13 protein-coding genes are annotated in these 19,068 nt (G+C 51.9%); 7 read left to right on the top strand and 6 right to left on the bottom strand.

All coding sequences use genetic code 11. The features are described from left to right. Positions 1–104: 104 nt before the first annotated feature. Complete coding sequence (locus ACTS3T_RS09105) at positions 105–875, top strand: class II glutamine amidotransferase (protein ID WP_377964225.1); 771 nt, start codon at positions 105–107, stop codon at positions 873–875. 7 nt (positions 876–882) lie between these two features. Here the strand turns inward: ACTS3T_RS09105 and ACTS3T_RS09100 are convergent, their stop codons facing one another. Beyond that, entirely contained in the window at positions 883–2,424 is a 1,542-nt protein-coding gene (locus ACTS3T_RS09100; RefSeq protein ID WP_377964223.1) for an adenylate/guanylate cyclase domain-containing protein, read from the bottom strand. A 187-nt stretch (positions 2,425–2,611) separates the two neighbouring features. Here ACTS3T_RS09100 and ACTS3T_RS09095 point away from each other — a divergent pair, with 187 nt between their 5' ends. Then, positions 2,612–3,685: a radical SAM/SPASM domain-containing protein gene (locus tag ACTS3T_RS09095; protein ID WP_377964221.1), complete on the top strand. Its 1,074-nt coding sequence runs from the start codon at positions 2,612–2,614 to the stop codon at positions 3,683–3,685. A 94-nt stretch (positions 3,686–3,779) separates the two neighbouring features. Here the strand turns inward: ACTS3T_RS09095 and ACTS3T_RS09090 are convergent, their stop codons facing one another. Then, positions 3,780–4,661, bottom strand: coding sequence for a mechanosensitive ion channel family protein (locus ACTS3T_RS09090; RefSeq protein ID WP_377964219.1), 882 nt, complete (start codon positions 4,659–4,661; stop codon positions 3,780–3,782). Positions 4,662–4,663: 2 nt separating this feature from the next. Next, positions 4,664–5,860, bottom strand: a complete 1,197-nt coding sequence (locus ACTS3T_RS09085) for a hypothetical protein (RefSeq protein WP_377964217.1) — start codon at positions 5,858–5,860, stop codon at positions 4,664–4,666. Between the two features lie 245 nt (positions 5,861–6,105). Here ACTS3T_RS09085 and ACTS3T_RS09080 point away from each other — a divergent pair, with 245 nt between their 5' ends. Continuing rightward, positions 6,106–8,019 (top strand): transketolase C-terminal domain-containing protein, encoded by a 1,914-nt coding sequence (locus tag ACTS3T_RS09080; protein ID WP_377964215.1) that lies wholly within the window; start codon positions 6,106–6,108, stop codon positions 8,017–8,019. Between the two features lie 254 nt (positions 8,020–8,273). On the opposite strand, the gene ACTS3T_RS09075 is transcribed toward ACTS3T_RS09080, so the two are convergent. Both ACTS3T_RS09075 and larB read right to left on the bottom strand, forming a co-directional pair. Then, positions 8,274–9,659 (bottom strand): FAD-dependent oxidoreductase, encoded by a 1,386-nt coding sequence (locus ACTS3T_RS09075; protein ID WP_377964213.1) that lies wholly within the window; start codon positions 9,657–9,659, stop codon positions 8,274–8,276. A 9-nt stretch (positions 9,660–9,668) separates the two neighbouring features. Beyond that, positions 9,669–10,448 carry a nickel pincer cofactor biosynthesis protein LarB gene (gene larB, locus ACTS3T_RS09070; protein WP_377964211.1) on the bottom strand — a complete coding sequence of 260 codons (780 nt, stop codon included), beginning with the start codon at positions 10,446–10,448 and terminating at the stop codon, positions 9,669–9,671. A gap of 246 nt (positions 10,449–10,694) precedes the next feature. Between larB and clpB the strand changes: the two genes are divergently transcribed. Beyond that, entirely contained in the window at positions 10,695–13,313 is a 2,619-nt protein-coding gene (gene clpB / locus ACTS3T_RS09065) for an ATP-dependent chaperone ClpB (RefSeq protein ID WP_377964209.1), read from the top strand. 556 nt (positions 13,314–13,869) lie between these two features. Continuing rightward, a complete protein-coding gene (locus ACTS3T_RS09060; protein WP_377964207.1) occupies positions 13,870–14,457 on the top strand; it encodes a late competence development ComFB family protein in 588 nt (195 codons plus the stop codon). Between the two features lie 34 nt (positions 14,458–14,491). Here the strand turns inward: ACTS3T_RS09060 and ACTS3T_RS09055 are convergent, their stop codons facing one another. Next, entirely contained in the window at positions 14,492–15,730 is a 1,239-nt protein-coding gene (locus ACTS3T_RS09055; protein ID WP_377964205.1) for a tetratricopeptide repeat protein, read from the bottom strand. Positions 15,731–15,985: 255 nt separating this feature from the next. Here ACTS3T_RS09055 and ACTS3T_RS09050 point away from each other — a divergent pair, with 255 nt between their 5' ends. After that, a complete protein-coding gene (locus ACTS3T_RS09050; RefSeq protein ID WP_377964203.1) occupies positions 15,986–17,671 on the top strand; it encodes a glycosyltransferase family 39 protein in 1,686 nt (561 codons plus the stop codon). A gap of 59 nt (positions 17,672–17,730) precedes the next feature. Then, on the top strand, positions 17,731–18,957 hold the full coding sequence (locus ACTS3T_RS09045; protein ID WP_377964201.1) for a glycosyltransferase: 1,227 nt from the start codon (positions 17,731–17,733) through the stop codon (positions 18,955–18,957). The last annotated feature ends 111 nt before the right edge of the window (positions 18,958–19,068 follow it).

Raw genomic sequence — 19,068 nt, 5'->3', positions numbered from 1 at the left:
TGGGATGAGATTTGCCCTCAGTTTGTTCATCATACGCGCCTAGGGGGGCTGGCTGTCGATACAATCGGTGAACGAGGTCACTCAGACAAGGGCAGCCAACGGCTATGTGCCAGCTACTAGGTATGAACTGTAACGTTCCTACCGATATTTGTTTTTCGTTTGAAGGGTTTGCCGCTAGGGGTGGCAAAACTGACGAGCATCAAGATGGTTGGGGCATTGCCTTTTTTGAAGGGGCAGGCTGCCGTATGTTTGTTGACGAAAAGCCTTCTTGTGCGTCTCCGGTGGCAGAGCTGGTGCGGTGCTATCCGATCAAGTCTACGCATGTGGTGGCTCATATTCGCAAGGCAACCTTTGGGCAGGTGGCGTTAGAAAACTGCCACCCGTTTCGGCGGGAGTTATGGGGTCGCTACTGGATCTTTGCTCACAATGGCGATCTGCCTGACTTTTATCCGGAGACGGCTGGATTTTATCGACCAGTAGGCCAAACCGATAGCGAGCGAGCTTTTTGCTTGATTCTCAATACGCTACGGCAGCAGTTTCCGGCGGCAAAGCCACCCATCGCCCAGCTTTACCAAGGTTTGCGGACAGTTACACAGGCGATCGCGGCTAAAGGTAGCTTTAATTACTTGCTTTCGGATGGCGAACACTTTTTTGCTCATTGCTCAACTAAGCTGTGCTACTTGGTGCGGCAGGCTCCCTTTGCGGCGGCTCATTTGATTGACGCCGATCTGACGGTTGATTTTCAAGAGCTAACAACGCCCAGCGATCGCGTCGCTGTCATTACCACGGCACCTTTGACAGACAATGAAGTTTGGACACCGCTGCAGCCGGGAGAACTGCTGGCCTTTCAAGATGGTTTACCGCTGAGTTTTTAGGCCGGGTTTAGTCGAAGCTATAGACGGGTTGCGGCTGCGTTTTTCCTTTGAGCAGTAGCTTGCCGAGTAAGTGAGCTTCATAGCGATCGCCAATTTGTTGGTATAGGGCTTCACTCACTAGAATTTGATTGCGCTTGGCTCGACTCATTAAGCGGGCAGCGGTATTGACGGTATCGCCTAGCACGTTGAACTCGCGGCGACCTCTAGGGGCACCAATTTCAGCCGCAAAAACAGGGCCGTAAGTCATGCCCATCCGACAGGAGAGCTGGATAGTTTCTCCTTGAACTTGCGGCGGTGGAATTTGGTTAATTAAATGGCGAATGGCTAAAATGGCTTCAAATGCCCGCTGAGCATCGCCTTCGTCAGGGTTGAGGACGCCGAAGTGAATTAAAATTTCTGATCCGACCGAGTGGTAAGTGACCTTTTGCAAAATGCCGCCGCGGCGCTCAACGGCTCCGTTCATCAGGGCAAAGGCTTGCGAGAAACAGTGAACAATGTTGCCAATTTCTTCTGGGCGGGCGTCATCGACTGACTCTGGCAACCCCATCAGGTTGACAAAAGCCACAGCAATCGTAGGGAAAGCGGGCGGAATGTTGCGCTGAGCGGCATTGTCTACCAGTAATTGCAGCACCGATCGCGGTAAATAGCTAGCGAGTGGCTCAATCATCTGTACCGCTGCCTGCACTTCAGCAATCAATCCGCTCAGGCTGCGGTCAAACAAGATGGGCGTAGCGGCTCGCCGCCGATTGAGCGTAATGTCGTATTCTCCTAGCCCTGCCGTCGTTAAATCGTCTACGACAAAGACATGACCGGGGTGACCCGCCCGTAAGCGAAACTGCTGACGAATGCGATCGCTGGTTGCTTGCGTCAGCGACACGCAGCCGACTTCTCCCTCGCCTTCAGCCTGCTTGGCAATTTGTACCGCTCGACCCAGCAGCACATGGCCCATCCGCATTGGCGTGCCAATATCGGCAGTGACAAAGCTACCCGCATGCACCCCCACCCGCATCTTGAGAGATAAGCAACCTTGAGGAGTTTTTAACGTGGCAAAATCCTGCATGGCTCGCTGCATTCTTAGCCCCGCGTGGACAGCTTGCTCTACTTCGTTGCGCTGACCGTCGCCCGTAAACTGTACCAGCAGGGCATCGCCTGTAAATTCCAGCAGATTGCCACCAGACTTGCTGATAATTTCAATCATTTGAGCAAAGTAACGGTTGAGCAGGGTTAAAAGGGTTTCTGCCCCGGCTCTGCCCTGGGTGGCGCTAGCCTCTAGCAACCGGGTGAACCCAGCAAGATCTGTAAAGAGCAGGCTACCTGTCTGCCAGCGGTATTGAGGATGGCCGGGACGCGGCAGGCGATCGCAGACCTCTCTGGGCACGTAGTTGGTGAGTAGATGCTGCAACGTGCGCAAATGTTCAAAAATTTGCATCAGCGTGGCTGGGCTAGGATCCACCCAGGCGACAGCATAGAGATCGGCAGGCAGCAGCAACCGCAGCCGCAGTTCAAGCTCGGCTAGCTCAGAAAGGGCAGTTGCAGCAGAAAACTCCATGCAGGGCTAGGAATGAGAAAGTCGCCCGTCTCTACAGAGACTAGTCAAGTTTACGGCATCTGAAAATAACCTTTTGACTGATTCAGACTACTTTGTTCACAAAAACAGGGGTGTCTTTTCAGCTACCGCTCATTTTCAGCCGAAAGCCAGTTGATAAAGTAGGGCAACTCATTGCGGATCAACACTTATGCATCGGTTAGATCGACTCCATCTCGAAGTCACCAATGTTTGTAATTTTAAGTGCGAATTTTGTCCAGACGCTATCATGCAGCGATCGCGCGGTCACATGGATTTTTCTTTGTTAGAACGCCTGATCGATGAAATTAGCGATCGCCAACTGGCCCGTATTGTGACTTTTCATCTGATGGGAGAGCCGCTGATTTATCCGTTTATTTTTATGGCCATCCAGCGAGCGGTTGAACGGGGGTTGGCGCTGCACCTGACAACCAATGGCAGCACCTTTCACCTGCGACCTGACCACATTGAGCGCCTAGTGGCCTCTGGCCTGCCTAAGCTGACTATTTCGCTACAAACCCCAGACCCTCAAACTTTTACGATTCGGGGGGCACCGCCTAAACTCAAGCCAGAGCAATACTTCGACGGGATCACTCGCTATGTTCAGGCTCACCTGGCGGCTGACTCCCCTACGCGGGTGCATCTAAAGTTTCTAGACACAACGCCCCATCCCTTTTTAGTGCCGCACAAACCGCTTTCGGTGATTGCGGGTAAAACGCAGATGCAGCAAGAGCTGTATAACTGGGCTAAGCGTCTGCTAGCAGGGTATGCCGCCGCTCCCAAAGCAACAACCCTACAGCAGCGGATCAGCCGTTATAAACCAGGTCGCTGGCAGATCATTGAGTTAAGTCCGAAGCTGGCTTTAGAAGTGTTTCCGCTAGATAGCTGGGGAAATGTCGAAAGCGATCGCGTGGTCACGGCTCAATTTGGCTATTGCAACGGTGCCAGTCAACAGGCCGGAATTTTGTACGATGGTACGGTTGTCCCCTGCTGCAAAGACTTTGAAGGTCAAATCCCGCTGGGAAACGTACAGCAGACACCGCTGAGTGAAATTTTGGCCAGCGCTCCGGCTTGCCAGCTACGGCAAAATTTCGATCGCCTGCAGGTGAAAAATCCGCTTTGCCAACGCTGCATGGGAGCCGATTCTCAAACAAAAGCCTTGTTGCGACAAGCGGGATCAGTTGCCTATTTCAAGTTCTATAGCCCGCTAAAGAAGCGGTTGCAGCCCGGTTGGGGTGAGGTTTGAAATAGCGCGATCGCCACTAAAATTGAACGACCCAAACTGGCGAAAGCCGCTGCGAGAAAACCTTTCATTTTGCCTGCAGCCGACAGCTTTGAGCCTACTCGCCCACCGCCGCCCCCCCTTCTAGCCCTTCTAAATAGCCCGAAAGCTGCGGGTATTCAAAAGCGTGATCAGCAAAATATTGTTTAGCCCGCTGGATTAAGTCAGTTTGGTATAAAAACTCGTCGCGAGCATCCATGGGATAGGCTTTGAGCTTGAACTGAGTACCCCAGGGTTGCTCTTGCACAATGACCACTACTGGCAAATCTAAGCGGGTATATTTGCTGCTGTAGGCGGTTTGGTACAAAATGCGTCGGGTTTGGGCGACGTTGACCGCGTGAGAAAAATAAAAATTAGTGACGACCTGGGCTTCGAGTTCGCCACTATTGGCATTGATGATCGGTTCAGTCCAAATTTTGCTGTGGGGAACGCTGACCAAGCTATCGCTGGGGGTGCGGATTTGGATGCGGCGCAAGCCATAGTCCATAATTTCGCCGTAGGTGTCACCAATGCGAACGCGATCGCCCACTCGGTAAGGTGCTTCGTAGAGGCCAACAACGCCAGCAATAATGGAGCTGACATAGTCTTTAAAGGCAAACCCTAGGGCAACAGCCAGCGTCCCCGTTAGGGCAAACAGGTTACGAGCCGACAGGTTTAAAAACAAATTGGAAACATAGACAATGGCGGCTAGCAGTACCAGCGCCCGCACAAACGGTAAGCCTTGCTTCGTCAATAGCCGAAACCGTCGGGGTACCCGCTCTGAAACCCAATCGGTGAGGGTATCAATGGCAAACAGCACGCCATAGGCGATCGCCAGGGCAGTCAAAGCCGACAGTACGGTAGAAAAGTTAATTTCAGCCAGCCAGCGCTTGGCGAAATCGCTAGGTGTGTTGCTTTGTAACAGCAGATCGACGCTAGCTACAGCTTTGAGTAAATGCATGCTTAGCGATCGCCTCCAATGACAAAGTTGTTTTGCCGCAGTCGGTCGTGCAGTTTGGGATAGTAGGCAGGCGCTACGGTAATCATGCCGTCTTGGTTGCGTAAAATGCCCTGCCGCAAGAGTTTTTGCACCTGGGCTCGTACCTGCCCTTCTAGCTCACCCAAACTAATCGCCAATTGCGCCACGGTGACACTGCCGTGTAGCAGCACCGAATAAATCAAATAGTCTTCAATGGCTGATAAATTAGGCATCTCTGGATAGCTAGGGCGCTGCTGCTTCAAGTGCCCAACTTGAAAAAGCTTGGCTATATCGGCCTCGGCAGGGGGGGCGGGCGAGGTAGCCTCGTCTTGTTCAGGGGTGTTTAGCTCATAGCCTAAAGAGCGCCACCAGAGCTGTACGGCAACGCTGCTAATGCCGTGGGAAATGTTGGCTAAATCAGCGTAGAGCGCCGCTGCTTTTTCGGCTGGGGAACTTGATTCGGTCGATTGCGTTCGCTTGGTTGCATGGTGAATGGGGCCATCTAAGCTTTTGAGCAAAGGTTGTAACCAATTTTGTATCTGCTCACCGTCTAGTTCAGGGAGCTGAGTGGTTTGCTCTAGGTAAGCTTCAATTTGACAAACAATATCAAAATAAGTCCAGGCCCAGCCGTTGCAGCCAATAAGCCAAAACCGAGATAGATCGGCTGTCACCATATCCCGCAGTTGCTCTATTGCCTGCCATCCCCCAATACAGCGCAAAAAGTAAACATCTAGCCGCGGAATAATGACAATGCTAGGGCGATCGCTAGACGGTTGCAGCGAAAGTTCAGTCAAAATCTGCGATCGCGCTGTTTCTAGTAGTTGGCTAATATCGTCGGTTTGGTTGGGGCGCACCTCTAGCGGCAAAAAATGTAGCCTGTAGTTGGCTGCCGCTGGCCAATGTTGCAACGTGTGCTGCAAGATGGGCGTCAGCGCTTCCACCGGGCTGTGCAAAATTGCCAGACTGTTGGCCGTCGGGTTGTCCGCTTGCCACGCCGCCAAATGCTGGTCTAGAACCGTGAGTAAATGGTGCCGATAGGTAGGATGAATCCCGGAAGCTTGCAGCTTTTGGTCGATCTGATGAGCGATCGCAGCGGGTAAAGGCCCAAGGTCATCTTGCTCAATAACATCAGCCCGCTTTTTTGATAACCAGGCCCGAATCTGCTCAAACGGCCAGCTCATTTCCAGTGACCTTGTCGCGTTGCATACTGCCAGAATGGGGGGATTTGTTCTATTGAGCCTCTATCTGTAGACCCAACTTCACCCTTAGGGCGGTTGCCCAAGGGGACGCTTCCGCTTTAACTTTATCTTGGTAGACGCTGATACCCATCATCATCGAAGATAAATCAAAAGCCTTAACTGGACTGTGGTGTGAACTGATTAAATTCACGCTTGACCGTTAACCCTGCCGCAAGAAGAAAAAAGTTATGACTGTTGCTCAAGCTACCTTTCCCATTGATTTAGGTGCTTACCAATATATTTCGCTAGATCCTGCCGTATCTACCCTGACGGACGAACAGCGCCAAGCGCTCAAATCCAACATTCAGCTTTGCCGGGACGCCATCGTCTTTTTTACTGCAACCGGTGCGGCTAGAGGGGTTGGCGGTCATACGGGTGGCCCTTACGATACGGTGCCCGAAGTAATGATTCTCGATGCCCTCTTTCGCGGCAACCCTGACAAATTTGTGCCCGTCTTTTTTGACGAAGCTGGACACCGCGTAGCCACTCAGTATTTGCTGTCAGCTTTAGCAGGTGATCTCCCGGCTGAACAACTGATGCACTACCGCGAAGCCCATCAAAAGCTGCCGGGGCACCCTGAGTTGGGGCTAACACCTGGGGTTAAGTTTAGCGGGGGTCGTCTGGGTCATATCTGGCCTTTTGTTAATGGGGTAGCACTGGCTAATCCGGGCAAAACAACTTTTTGCTTAGGATCAGATGGTTCTCAGCAAGAAGGTAATGATGCCGAGGCGGCTCGTTTAGCAGTGGCTCAGCACCTCAACGTCAAGCTAATTATTGACGACAATGACGTGACCATTGCAGGCCATCCCTCCGAGTATTTACCTGGCTTTAGTGTGCGCCAAACCTTAGAAGGGCACGGTCTGAAGGTGCTAGAAGGTGATGGCGAAGACTTAGACGGTCTGTACGCCCGAATTTGTGAAGCAATTAGCACCCCTGGCCCGGTTGCCCTTGTCAATAAGCGAGCCATGAGTGTTGGCATTGAAGGTATTGAAGGCACCACCCACGGCCATGATGTTATCCCAGTAGATGCGGCCATTCGCTACCTGGAATCTCGCGGCCAAAATGCGGCGGTTGAGATGCTCAAAAGTATCGAAAAGCCCAAGCATGGCTACACCTTTTTGGGGTCTTCCGACAAGGTTGGCTCTAACCGCAACGTTTTTGGCGAAGCCATGGTAGAGGTGCTGGGGGGAATGAGTGAGCGCGATCGCAAAGATAGCGTGCTGGTGGTAGACAACGACCTCGAAGGCTCTTGCGGCTTGACCCAAATACGCAAGGCCTACCCTGAAATTTTTGTCAGCGGTGGCATCATGGAGCGGGGCAACCTGTCGGCGGCGGCAGGCTTTGGCATGGAGAAAGGCAAGCAAGGGGTTTATGCCACCTTTAGCGCCTTTTTAGAGATGTCAATCTCTGAAATCACAATGGCGCGGCTCAACTTTGCTAATCTGCTTTGTCACTTCTCCCACGCTGGAATTGATGACATGGCCGACAACACCTGCCACTTCGGCATCAACAACATGTTTGCCGATAATGGTCTAGATGATGGCCATGAGACGCGGCTTTATTTTCCAGCCGACGCCAATCAGATGAGAGCCTGCGTTAAAAAAGTCTTTGGCGATCCGGGGCTGCGCTTTATCTTCTCGACCCGGTCTAAGGTGCCGATGATCTTAGATGCCGACGGCAATGAAATGTTTGCGGGCAACTATACCTTTACCCCTGGTAAAGATGAGGTGATTCGAGAAGGGTCAGCGGGCTATATTGTCACCTTTGGCGATTCTCTATATCGCGCTTTAGACGCAGTCGAGCGGCTGAAGCAAGAAGGCATTGAGGTGGGGCTAATTAACAAGCCAACGCTCAATGTCGTCGATGAAGACATGATGGCAAAAGTAGGCAAAGCGCCCTTTGTCTTGGTCACAGAAGCTTTTAATCGTCGTACGGGTTTGGGTATGCGCTTTGGCTCTTGGCTGCTAGAGCGGGGCTATACGCCTAAGTTTGCCCATATAGGAACCCACGAAGAAGGCTGTGGAGGGCTGTGGGAGCAGTATCCTCACCAAGGCATTGACCCCAGCGGCATCATGAAAAAGGTGAAGGAACTCGCCAGTTAGACCGGGTTGTTTCATTTCATCGGTAGCGGCTGCTCAAACAGCTCATCTGTCTGAGCAGTCCCTATAGGACAGTGAGACCCTTAAAAGGCTGAAAGCCGCTGACAGAAAAGCTTTTTTCTGCCTTCTGCCCTCAGCCTTTTGCCTTTTCTAGAGCCGCTGTCTGGCTCTACGGCTCTATTGTTTGCTTTGCAGGCAATGCCTAGTCGCTGGGTGGTTTTGGCTCATTGTTTGAGCGGCTTGAGCCTAGCGCCTCTTTAGCGCGATCGCCGCCAATTAAACCAGTTTTCTAGCCAGTCTCGTCGCCAAAAGCCGACTGAGTGGTGGCGCGTTTGCCACTGCTGAGCCGTTTGCACCAGGATGGCAGATAGACTTTGAGGCAGGTAAGGCGATCGCGCAATTGCCCGAATACTCTGCTGCTCTGCGATCGCCTGCGCGATGGGCTGAATCAGCTCGTTCGCTTGCGCCGATACGATTTGTCCGGCCAAAATTTCACCGTTGCGATGCACAATCAGCCGACAAAAGCCCCTTGTCTGGTTCAATAGCTGGGCTTGAGCGACCTGATAAAGCGGCTGCTTAAAAAACCAAGCATCTTTGCCATACCAGGCTTTTGCTTGTTCAGGCGTAATCCCAACGCTGGCGACGGCGGGCGCTGTCATAATCGACCACGGCACAGCTCGACGAGTCAGGCTAAAGCGCGGTAACAGCAACGCATTTTTAATCGTCAAAGCTATTTCTGTCGGCGCGATCGCCCGGATGCCCTGCCGTCCTAATACACTGCCTAAAACAAATATGCGGTGATGCAGGGTTTGCAAGTGGTCGTCTGTGATTGGCCCAAAGCCATCTTGTTTCACCGCAATTTTTTCCAAGCCTAGGTCAAAGCTGCACAGGCTGGGGGCTGAAGCCACAATCAGTTGATCAACGCTCACTTCGCTTTGCCCTAGGCAGATTTGATCAGTCGTTTCGCTGGCGGTGAACTGTTTCACGGCAGCCAAAGCGGCAATCTCAACGCCCTCGGCCTCTAGCTGGGCAATCAGCCAGTGACTTAGCGTTAGATCTGGCTGTTTTAGCCAGGTGTCATCTAGCAGCAAAGTCACCTGCGTTCCTAAACAGGCAAATAATTGAGCGATCGCCCAAGCGGCAGGCGTTGCACCTAAAACAGCTAGCCGCTGGGGTTGTTCGGGGAGTTGAGCCAGCGTTTCGGGGGTGTAGATCTGCGGGGGCAATCCTGGCAGCGGCGGCAGGGGGGTAAAAAAGCCCGTGGCGATCAAATAGGCGCTGGCGGTAAGTAAGCGGCGATTGACGGCAAACGCCAACTGCGGTAGCTGACAAAACTGCCCCGGTGATTCAATATAATCAATTCCTTGGGCTAACAGGCTCTGCGGCGATCGCAACGCTGCTTGCTGTTGACTAACGCTAGCTGTCCACTGTTGCCAGCTTTGCCAATTAGCCGTTGGTAGGCGATGGTGCCATTGCTGCCAAACCTCTACCTGGCTCAAATAGGTCGCTTGCAGCGATCGCGCTACCCGATCGACCTCCGGTTCAACCAGGGCGACTCGTGCCCCTTGAGCGGCAGCAGCGATCGCGGCTTGACGGGCTTCTAGCGTCCCCCCCACTATCACCAGGTCATAATCTACTACCATGCCCTAACCCTAGCCAGCGTTTTTGAGTTTAGCCGCTGTCCGCAAAATTTGTCCGGCCAAGATAGCTGCGCCAAAGCCATTGTCAATATTGACAACGCCAATGCCAGCGGCACAAGAATTGAGCATTGTCAGCAAGGCTGCTAGACCGTTAAAGCTAGCCCCATACCCCACGCTGGTCGGCACCGCAATCACCGGACAGTTGGCTAGCCCAGCCACGACGCTGGGTAAAGCCCCCTCCATGCCCGCTACGACAATCAGCACCTCAGCTTCGTCAATCACCTGGCGATGACTGAGCAACCGATGAATACCGGCTACGCCCACATCCCACAGCCGCCGCACCCGAAAGCCCGACAACTCAGCCGTCACAGCCGCTTCTTGAGCCACGGGTAGATCGGCGGTGCCAGCCGTCAAAATGGCAATTGTCCCTGGATATTGGGGCACCACCGGATCGGGCACCAGGGCACAAATGCAAGCCATTTCGTCGTAAATCAGCGTTGGCAGGGCAATGCGGAGTTGAGCGTAAACTTCTGGGGTAATCCGAGTGGCCATGACCACCGAATTGCGCAGCCGCAGCCGCTCCATAATCTGCACTATCTGATCTACCGTTTTCCCTGGGCCCCAAACCACCTCAGGAAAGCCCGTCCGAATGGCTCGATGATGATCGACTTTGGCAAAGTCAGCAATGGGTTCAAAATCTAAATTTTTAAGTTGGGTAAAGGCCCCTTCCGGGCTAACTTCACCTTGGGCGACTGCTTTGAGCAGCCCCCGTAACGCCTCAGCTTGATTCACAGACTTTTGCGCCTTCCCGCTATCAAAATAACTCTGTTCTAGGCTATCGCTTCTCAACGGCGTTAACAGCGAGGCAGAGGGCTAGCACCTCAAAAGTTTCTCTTTACTTTTGACGCCAGAACTCCCCTTAGACGGCAACCCCCCTGAGAAAAATCGTAAACACCGATCCCTGCGATCGCCTCAGCCTGCCTACAATGCAGACATATTGTGTTGACGACACGTAATTGTTAGCCGGGGAGAGTGCCCATGCAACCAACCAACCCCAATCAGTTTACTGAAAAAGCCTGGGCGGCGATCGCCCGCACCCCAGATATTGCTAAGCAGTCTGGACACCAACAAATTGAGAGCGAACATTTAATGGCCGCTCTGCTAGAGCAAGACGGCTTAGCAGCCAGTATTTTGCATAAGCTAGAAGTGGCTGTACCGCAACTGCGCGATCGCACCGACGCTTTTATCAAAAAGCAGCCCAAGGTATCAGGTAGTGGGGCTTCTGTCTACTTAGGGCGATCGCTTGATTCCTTACTCGATCGAGCAGAAAATTACCGCAAAGAATATAGCGACGACTTTATTTCAATTGAACACCTGATTCTGGGCTATCTCAAAGACGATCGCTTTGGTAAAAGTCTTTTTCAAGAGTTTGGCATCACCGAAAATCGGCTACGAGATGCCATCACTCAGATTCGAGGCAATCAAAAGGTGACCGACCAAAATCCTGAAGGTAAGTACGAATCATTAGAAAAATATGGCCGCGACCTGACCCAGCTTGCCCGCCAAGGCAAGTTAGATCCGGTAATTGGCCGCGACGATGAAATTCGCCGCACGGTGCAAATTCTCTCGCGCCGCACCAAAAACAATCCGGTGCTCATCGGTGAACCGGGTGTCGGTAAAACGGCGATCGCCGAAGGACTCGCCCAGCGGATTGTCAAAGGCGATGTGCCTGAATCGCTGCGCGATCGCAAGCTGGTAGCCCTAGATATGGGGGCATTGATTGCTGGAGCCAAGTATCGCGGCGAGTTTGAAGAACGGCTCAAGGCAGTCTTAAAAGAAGTCACCGACTCAAGCGGCCAGGTGATTCTCTTTATCGACGAGATCCATACCGTCGTAGGCGCTGGTGCCACCCAAGGCGCAATGGATGCTGGCAACCTACTCAAGCCGATGCTGGCACGCGGTGAGCTGCGCTGCATCGGAGCCACCACCCTAGATGAATATCGCAAATATATTGAGAAAGATGCAGCCTTGGAGCGGCGTTTCCAGCAGGTATTTGTCGATCAGCCCAGTGTAGAAGATACGATCTCCATTTTGCGAGGTCTGCGAGAGCGCTATGAAGTCCACCACGGGGTAAAAATTTCTGACAATGCCCTGGTGGCAGCCGCCACGCTATCTACGCGCTACATTAGCGATCGCTTTTTGCCCGACAAGGCTATTGACCTAGTAGACGAAGCCGCCGCCAAGCTGAAGATGGAAATTACCTCCAAGCCGGAGGAGCTAGACGAGGTCGATCGCAAAATCCTGCAGCTAGAGATGGAGCGGCTATCGCTGCAAAAAGAAACCGATCCCGCGTCTCTAGAGCGTTTAGATCGATTAGAAAAAGAAATTGCTGACCTCAAAGAAGAACAGCGTACCCTCAATGCTCAGTGGCAGGCTGAAAAAGGCAGCATCGACCACATCCAATCGCTGAAAGAAGAAATTGACCAAGTCAATATCGAGATTCAGCAAGCTGAGCGAGACTACGACCTCAACCGAGCAGCCGAGCTGAAGTACGGCAAATTGACCGACCTCCAGCGAGAACTTGAACAAGCCGAGGCGCAGCTGGCCAACGCTCAAACCAGCGGGGCTTCGCTGCTGCGAGAAGAAGTGACGGAAGAAGACATTGCCGAAATCATCTCAAAATGGACAGGCATTCCCGTCAGCAAGCTGGTTGAGTCAGAAATGCAAAAGCTACTCAACTTAGAAGACGAGCTACACCAGCGGGTGATTGGTCAAGAAGAAGCGGTTACCGCTGTGGCGGATGCCATTCAGCGATCGCGAGCGGGGCTAGCTGACCCCAATCGTCCCACGGCGAGCTTTATCTTTTTAGGGCCTACCGGGGTTGGTAAAACCGAGTTAGGTAAAGCCCTAGCCGCTTACCTGTTTGATACCGAAGACGCGATGGTACGGATTGACATGTCAGAGTACATGGAAAAGCATTCCGTTTCTCGCCTGATTGGTGCCCCTCCGGGTTATGTCGGCTACGACGAAGGTGGGCAACTTACAGAGGCCATTCGGCGGCGACCTTATTCAGTGATCCTGTTTGACGAAATTGAAAAGGCTCACCCCGACGTGTTTAACGTCATGCTGCAAATTTTGGATGACGGACGTGTAACCGATGCTCAAGGCCACACCGTGGACTTCAAAAACAGCATCATCATCATGACTTCCAATATTGGCTCTCAGTACATTCTGGATGTAGCGGGAGATGATGAGCAGTACGATGAAATGCGATCGCGAGTCCTAGACGCCCTACGCTCTAACTTCCGCCCCGAATTCCTCAACCGCATCGATGAAATTATCATCTTCCATGCCCTGCGCAAAGAACAGCTGCGAGAAATTGTCAAATTGCAGGTTCAGCAGCTATCCAAGCGTTTGGACGATAAGAAGATGGCGCTACGCCTAGCAGAAGCCACTTTAGACTTTCTAGCTGAAGTGGGTTACGACCCGGTTTATGGGGCTCGTCCACTCAAACGAGCCATTCAGCGCGAACTTGAAACTCAAATCGCCAAAGCGATCTTACGAGGCGAATTTACGGGGGGGGACACCATCTATGTAGATGTCGAAAACGAGCGCCTTTCCTTTAAGCGCCTTCCGGCTGAATTGCTCACTACTTAGGTATTGTTTGGCGAGCTTTAGGCTAGCGGACTGACGGTTCGCTGGCCTAGCCGCGTCAGGCGCGGACTATCCGCATATTTGACTAGTTTCTACGCAATTATGCGTAAATTTGGCAAAAACTTACAGAATTGCTGAAAGGGACGATGTATCTCTAGTTGTTAAAACAGATTTATAATCTCTAAAATAGAGGTTTAATGGCCTGGTACTTGTTGTTGCTCACGTAAAATCTCGTAAATACATCTTTAACTTTTTATAAAGATATTTCGTGGTTTTGGATTTGGCTGTGACTTTAGTAAAAATAGATTTCAGGTTCTGAACAATCGCTAGGGTTCTAGAACATTTTTGAGAGGTTTACCTCTTTCAAAGTTCAATAGAACAACCTCATGCATCTAGCCATTGCAGGTTGATACTCTATTAGCATTCGAGCCAGCAACCCGAGTTGGCAGCCAGCTCTCAAGTTGCATCTTTGGATAAGGCTCTGACAAGCAGCAGGTAGCGCTTGGCTATCAGGGATTCTGCATCATTCACCCTATGCTGTTATTGCGAGTTACAAATCATGGCCGTGGTTCCCACAGCCCCGAAACGGGAGTACATCAACGTAATGGAAATTTTGGTTGCTGAAGAAGTCGCTCAGCAGCTCAAAAAATTACCATCACGCGTATCAAAATATGTTAAACGGGCAGAAGTCGAAACCTATGCCCTCAATCGTCTACCCGCTCTCTACGCCTCTAGCGAAAAGGGATGGGAACACCAAGTCGAAAAAGCTCAGGGCGAGTTGCGCAGCAAAATTGTTCACGCTGTGCGTCAGGCTTTCGCTGCCGTGCAGATTGATCCGATTCGGCTTTCTCAGCCCCTCAACCTCCAAGAAGAAGTCGATTCTCAAGCGATTTTACAAGCTTTTCGAGAACTGCTAAAACAGCCCGATCTCTCTTGGGAAGATGTTCTCAAGCGAATTAAGTCTATTATTCGAGCGAAGACTACCGCCGCGCAGTCGCCGCCCCCGGTTGATCAGCCGACGACAACCTGGCGTCCTGGTACCTATGGGGGTGAAGTGGCTTGGCGGCAGCGACAACCGCGATCGCCTCGTTCACCCCATAGCAAACCGGCTTCTTACGGCTGGGATGATCCGCACTACCGGATATAAACCGACACATCTGTGACGACGACGGCTTGAGCTGCTACTGCTTGGGCAGCGCTAGCTGTTTGAGTTCTTGTTTGAGGTGAGCAGCGGCAGCAGGATCAGTCTTTTCGTACAGTGCGATCGCCTGCTGAAAGGCTTGTAGACTCTCAGGCAGTTTACCAAGTTTAAACAAAGCTACTCCTAGATTTTGATAAGCCGCCGCGTAAGCAGGCTGTAGCGCGATCGCTTGCTGATAGGCGGCGATCGCTGGCTCAAGATAGCCATAGCCTTTGGTGCGGTAGGCAATACCCAGGTTGTAAAAGGCGATCGCAAAGGTGGAATCAATAACGGTAGCTTGTCGGAAACAGGTAATAGCCGCATCAACCTGTTTCTGAGCCATGTGCACAGCCCCTAAGTTGAGATAAGCCCCCAATTTTAGTTTGGCTAAAATGGGTTGGGCGATCGCCTGCTGGTAGTGATTCATTGCCTCCGGTAGGGCGCGTGCCTGTCGCTGGGCTAACCCTAGATGGTAGTGCAGTTCATACAGCGTCATTGCCTCCATCTCTGAATTGGCGGCTTGCACGGCTGCTAACCCTCGCTGCAGCAATTCGCTGCCCCGCTGCCAATCTCCCGTCTGCGTGTAGAGAGCACCTAGCTTGTTGCAAATGTAGGCATCGTCAGGATGATGCGCCAAATAGCCCTCTAAGCTCGTTTTAGCTCGGTTAAACTTGTCTTGGGTGGCGATCGCTTCAGCCGTATAGCCCTCATGCAAAAGAGCCACCTGAGGCCAGTCCACCACTCGCCAGCTCGGTTCTTGAGCCAAAATTGCCTGCACGCTTTGGTCAATGGTTTCATGATAGGGGCGAGCAAAACAGATATCCGCTCGATTGCGAAATAAGCGAGCGACTAGCGTATAGGGCGATTGGTTGGCTCCAACTTCCTGACGGATCAGGTTCAAAGCCAAAACCGTTTCTAGCGAAAGGCCATTGATCGTTTGACCCGCCAGCAGCCGTTTGAGCTGAGCGCCCGCTTGGGGGGCTAACCTTTCATCGCCGTCTAACACTAAAATCCAATCTTGGCTAGCTTTCGTTAAAGCAAAGTTACGGGCTGCGGCAAAGTCATTTTGCCACTCATAGGCGTAAACCTGCGCCCCCCGCATTCGCGCTATCTGCTCAGTTTGGTCAGTAGAGCCAGTATCGACTACGACAATTTCATCAGCTACTGATTGGACGCTGTCGAGGCAACCGCCAATTCTAGCCGCCTCATTTTTAACAATCATGCAGAGGGTTAACGTCATAAACCAAGAAAGGAGCGATCGCCCAATCAACGCTTAGTCAACAATAAACAGCTATAGCCTGCTATCACTCAACATCGCACAACCAGATCTCCGGCTTTTCTCATCCAGTGTATAACCCAACTAAAACAAGTTGAGCTTGAGTCCTCGTTAGTTTTTCAGACGCTCTGGCAAAACTGACTAAAGGGGAATGGCAGTCTTTGAGTCCGGCAATTTTGGCCAACAAACCGTCAGCGGTGGGAAAAGAAAAACCAGACTATGTTAAAGAAAACGGTTGAGACATTGCGCTTAGAAACCTTGCTTCTAGGGGCTATTGGGGTAGCTGTGCTGATTCGCGTTTGCTATGTCGGTGTGCGAGAACTTTGGTACGACGAAGCCCTATCCCTGTTGCTGTCAACAGGTCAAAAAACTAGCTATCTCACCCCTCCCAATCATCCGGTTGCCCTAGCAGACTATACCCAACTGTTGGGCTTACCACCGCTATCAAATTTAACTGCAAGTTTGCACCTGCTCAAACCTCTTTTGCAGGGGATTGTCGGCCAAGAGCCTCATCCGCCCCTCTTCTTTCTGGCTCAGTATGTCTGGCTATTTGTCACAGGCACCGCTGAAGGTAGCTTGCGCAGCCTCAACCTGCTTCTAAGCTTGGTCGCGATGGTTGCGGCGTTTGGCATGGGACGAGCCTTGTTGGGATATCGCGCGGGCTTACTAATGGCGGCGCTATTAGGGTTGAATCCTTTTTTCTGGTTTCATTCGCTCAATATGCGGATGTATGCGCCGACTGTAATGTGGGTAGCCCTGAGCGGCTGGGCGACCCTAGCGCTTTACGACCCCTGCGATCGCCTGCCAAGACGCCAGCGTTGGCTGTGGGCCATAGTTTTGACAGCAGCGATAGTTGGCGGTTTGATGACGTTCTATTTATATGCCCTCTGGCTGATGGCCTTAGGTGTGTTGGCGTTGATAACGCTTGACCCGCAACGTCCGTGGCTTATTCGCTGCCGCAGGGGCTGGTGGCAGTATGGTCTTTGCCTAGCAATCGGTATCGTAATCGTCTCGCCTTGGTACGCTTGGGGCTTACCTCAGCAGCTTCGCAACGCCGATCTAGATCGATTTGCCAGCAGCCCAACCCTATTGAACGGCATATTGCAGCATGTCAAGGGCATTTTAGAGGTAATAGGTATTCAGCTAGGCTTGGGAGATTGGGTAACCTCGCTGCCCGCTTTTATGCCCATCGTAGTTGGGTTGGTGCTGGGTTTGCTCTTAGCGGGCATGGTCGTACAACTTTTCTATAAAGGGCAATTACAGCTAGCCAGCATTGCTTTGATCTTGGGGGTTTTACCCTTGCTCTTAGCGTTAGGGATGGATCTTGTCAGTGGCCGTGCCACTCTGGCTTGGGGCTATGGCCGCAGCGTGATTTTCATTCTGCCCGGTTTGTTGCTGCTTGCGACTGTGTGGATGATGCAACTGCCTCCAAAGTGGCAGCGCTCCGTGATTGCATTCTGTCTGCTGGTCTATTTGGTGATTGATCTGGGCGATATGGCAGGTCGGGAACGACAGGTTTTTCGGCAAGTATCTCAGGAAATACAAACCGCGCCCGAACCAACCTTGCTGGTGATGAATTCCGAAGCGTGGGGTCACGTTTGCCGTCTAGCCTATTACGTTCCCAGCGAAGCGTCCGTTGATTTGTTGGCTGTCTCTCCTGCTGAGTTGCCGGGTACCCTAAAAACAGTTCTATCGGCCTCAGCGACAACGCCCTATGCACGAGTGTTGTGGCTAGAGGCGCATGATCCTCTCTGGAACCAGCCCGAAACGGCGGCTGAAACTAACCAGATTCGGCAATCGGTGACTTCAACTTTGGCAAAAAATTATGCCCCGACAGCGCAGCAAGAACTGACAGGTACTATGTCGCTTGACCGCTTTAGCTTGACCGCCTATGAGCGGCTTTAGACCGAGCATTTTGTGACCCGACCCAACCCCTGCCGATTGATATTTGTTTTTATCAGACAATGACTTATACAGATGCTCTGATTCCTGTGCCAGTTGGCCCCCTACAAGTTGGAGCAGCCGCCGATTCGTCTGCCCCCTTAATTCAGTTTTCGCTGATCGTGCCGACCTACAACGAAAGCAAAAACGTCGCCAAAATCGTCAAACAATTGACTGAGCTATTGGATGACTGTCTGCCAGGGGATTATGAGCTAATTCTGGTAGATGACAATAGCCCTGATAAAACCTGGCAGATAGCTCAAGCGCTGACTCCTCACTATCCTCAACTGAGGGTCATGCGGCGAGAAACTGAGCGAGGACTTTCGTCAGCGGTCATTCGTGGCTGGCAGGTTGCTAGAGGCAATATTTTGGGAGTGATTGATGCCGATTTGCAGCATCCACCTGAGATTTTGATTCAGCTACTGAAGCAGATACAGAATGGTGCTGACCTGGCCGTAGCCAGTCGCCATGTCGAAGGCGGCGGGGTGAGCGAGTGGAGCTTCATTCGCCGCTTTTTGTCGCGTGGGGCTCAAGTGTTGGGGCTGCTAATTGTGCCCAATGTGGTTGGGCGGGTGAGCGATCCGATGAGCGGCTACTTTATGGTGCATCGTAGCGCGATCGCTGGGCCTTGCTTAAACCCCATGGGTTACAAGATTTTATTAGAAGTCATTGGCCGGGGTCGGGTTGAAACCATTGGAGAAGTGGGCTACGTCTTTCAAGAGCGCGAAGAAGGCGAAAGTAAAGTTACCTGGCAGCATTATCTGACTTATCTGGGTCATTTGGTTCGTTTGCGATCGCGCGGACGTATTGCTAGACTGCGTCGCCAGTTCCCTGTCGGACGTTTTCTCCGCTTTGGCATTGTGGGTCTAAGTGGCGTTTTTGTGGATATGGCGGTGCTGTATCTGTTGAGCGACCCCAGTACATTAGGTTGGGGGTTAACCCGCAGCAAAATCGTTGCTGCAGAAATTGCCATCCTCAACAATTTTCTCTGGAATGATGCCTGGACTTTTGCCGATATTGCTCAGGCTCAGAAAGGCTGGAATGCCCGGATCAAGCGCTTCTTAAAGTTCAACACCATTTGTTTGGCTGGTTTGGTTTTGAACGTCCTACTGCTGAACTTTTTGTTTAATGTGGTGTTTGGACAGCAGCATCGCTACCTAGCTAACCTAATCGCGATCGCAGTAGTCACCCTCTGGAATTTTTGGGTTAATTTCAAGCTGAGCTGGCGCGTCACGCAGATTAAAAAATAGCAGCACCCGAAAAATATCTTTACACTGCTCAACAAAATTTAACGAAAGTCGGTACCTCTCAAAGAAATATAAATATATTAAGCAAAAGTTAAGTACTTTCCCTGATGATGG

This window comes from Almyronema sp. (assembly GCF_052168255.1).
Lineage (GTDB): Bacteria > Cyanobacteriota > Cyanobacteriia > Phormidesmidales > Phormidesmidaceae > Sphaerothrix > Sphaerothrix epifaneia.
The sequence above is the reverse complement of the archived record's forward strand: the minus strand, read 5'-3'. Positions and strand labels throughout refer to the sequence as shown.

Excerpts from the sequence above, each read along its gene's own strand:
- ACTS3T_RS09100 (WP_377964223.1), bottom strand. The coding sequence starts at position 2,424 with ATGGAGTTTTCTGCTGCAACTGCCCTTTCTGAGCTAGCCGAGCTTGAA.
- ACTS3T_RS09055 (WP_377964205.1), bottom strand. The coding sequence starts at position 15,730 with ATGACGTTAACCCTCTGCATGATTGTTAAAAATGAGGCGGCTAGAATT.
- ACTS3T_RS09095 (WP_377964221.1), top strand. The coding sequence starts at position 2,612 with ATGCATCGGTTAGATCGACTCCATCTCGAAGTCACCAATGTTTGTAAT.
- ACTS3T_RS09080 (WP_377964215.1), top strand. The coding sequence starts at position 6,106 with ATGACTGTTGCTCAAGCTACCTTTCCCATTGATTTAGGTGCTTACCAA.
- ACTS3T_RS09060 (WP_377964207.1), top strand. The coding sequence starts at position 13,870 with ATGGCCGTGGTTCCCACAGCCCCGAAACGGGAGTACATCAACGTAATG.
- clpB (WP_377964209.1), top strand. The coding sequence starts at position 10,695 with ATGCAACCAACCAACCCCAATCAGTTTACTGAAAAAGCCTGGGCGGCG.
- ACTS3T_RS09045 (WP_377964201.1), top strand. The coding sequence starts at position 17,731 with ATGACTTATACAGATGCTCTGATTCCTGTGCCAGTTGGCCCCCTACAA.
- ACTS3T_RS09090 (WP_377964219.1), bottom strand. The coding sequence starts at position 4,661 with ATGCATTTACTCAAAGCTGTAGCTAGCGTCGATCTGCTGTTACAAAGC.
- ACTS3T_RS09075 (WP_377964213.1), bottom strand. The coding sequence starts at position 9,659 with ATGGTAGTAGATTATGACCTGGTGATAGTGGGGGGGACGCTAGAAGCC.
- ACTS3T_RS09085 (WP_377964217.1), bottom strand. The coding sequence starts at position 5,860 with ATGAGCTGGCCGTTTGAGCAGATTCGGGCCTGGTTATCAAAAAAGCGG.
- ACTS3T_RS09050 (WP_377964203.1), top strand. The coding sequence starts at position 15,986 with ATGTTAAAGAAAACGGTTGAGACATTGCGCTTAGAAACCTTGCTTCTA.
- ACTS3T_RS09105 (WP_377964225.1), top strand. The coding sequence starts at position 105 with ATGTGCCAGCTACTAGGTATGAACTGTAACGTTCCTACCGATATTTGT.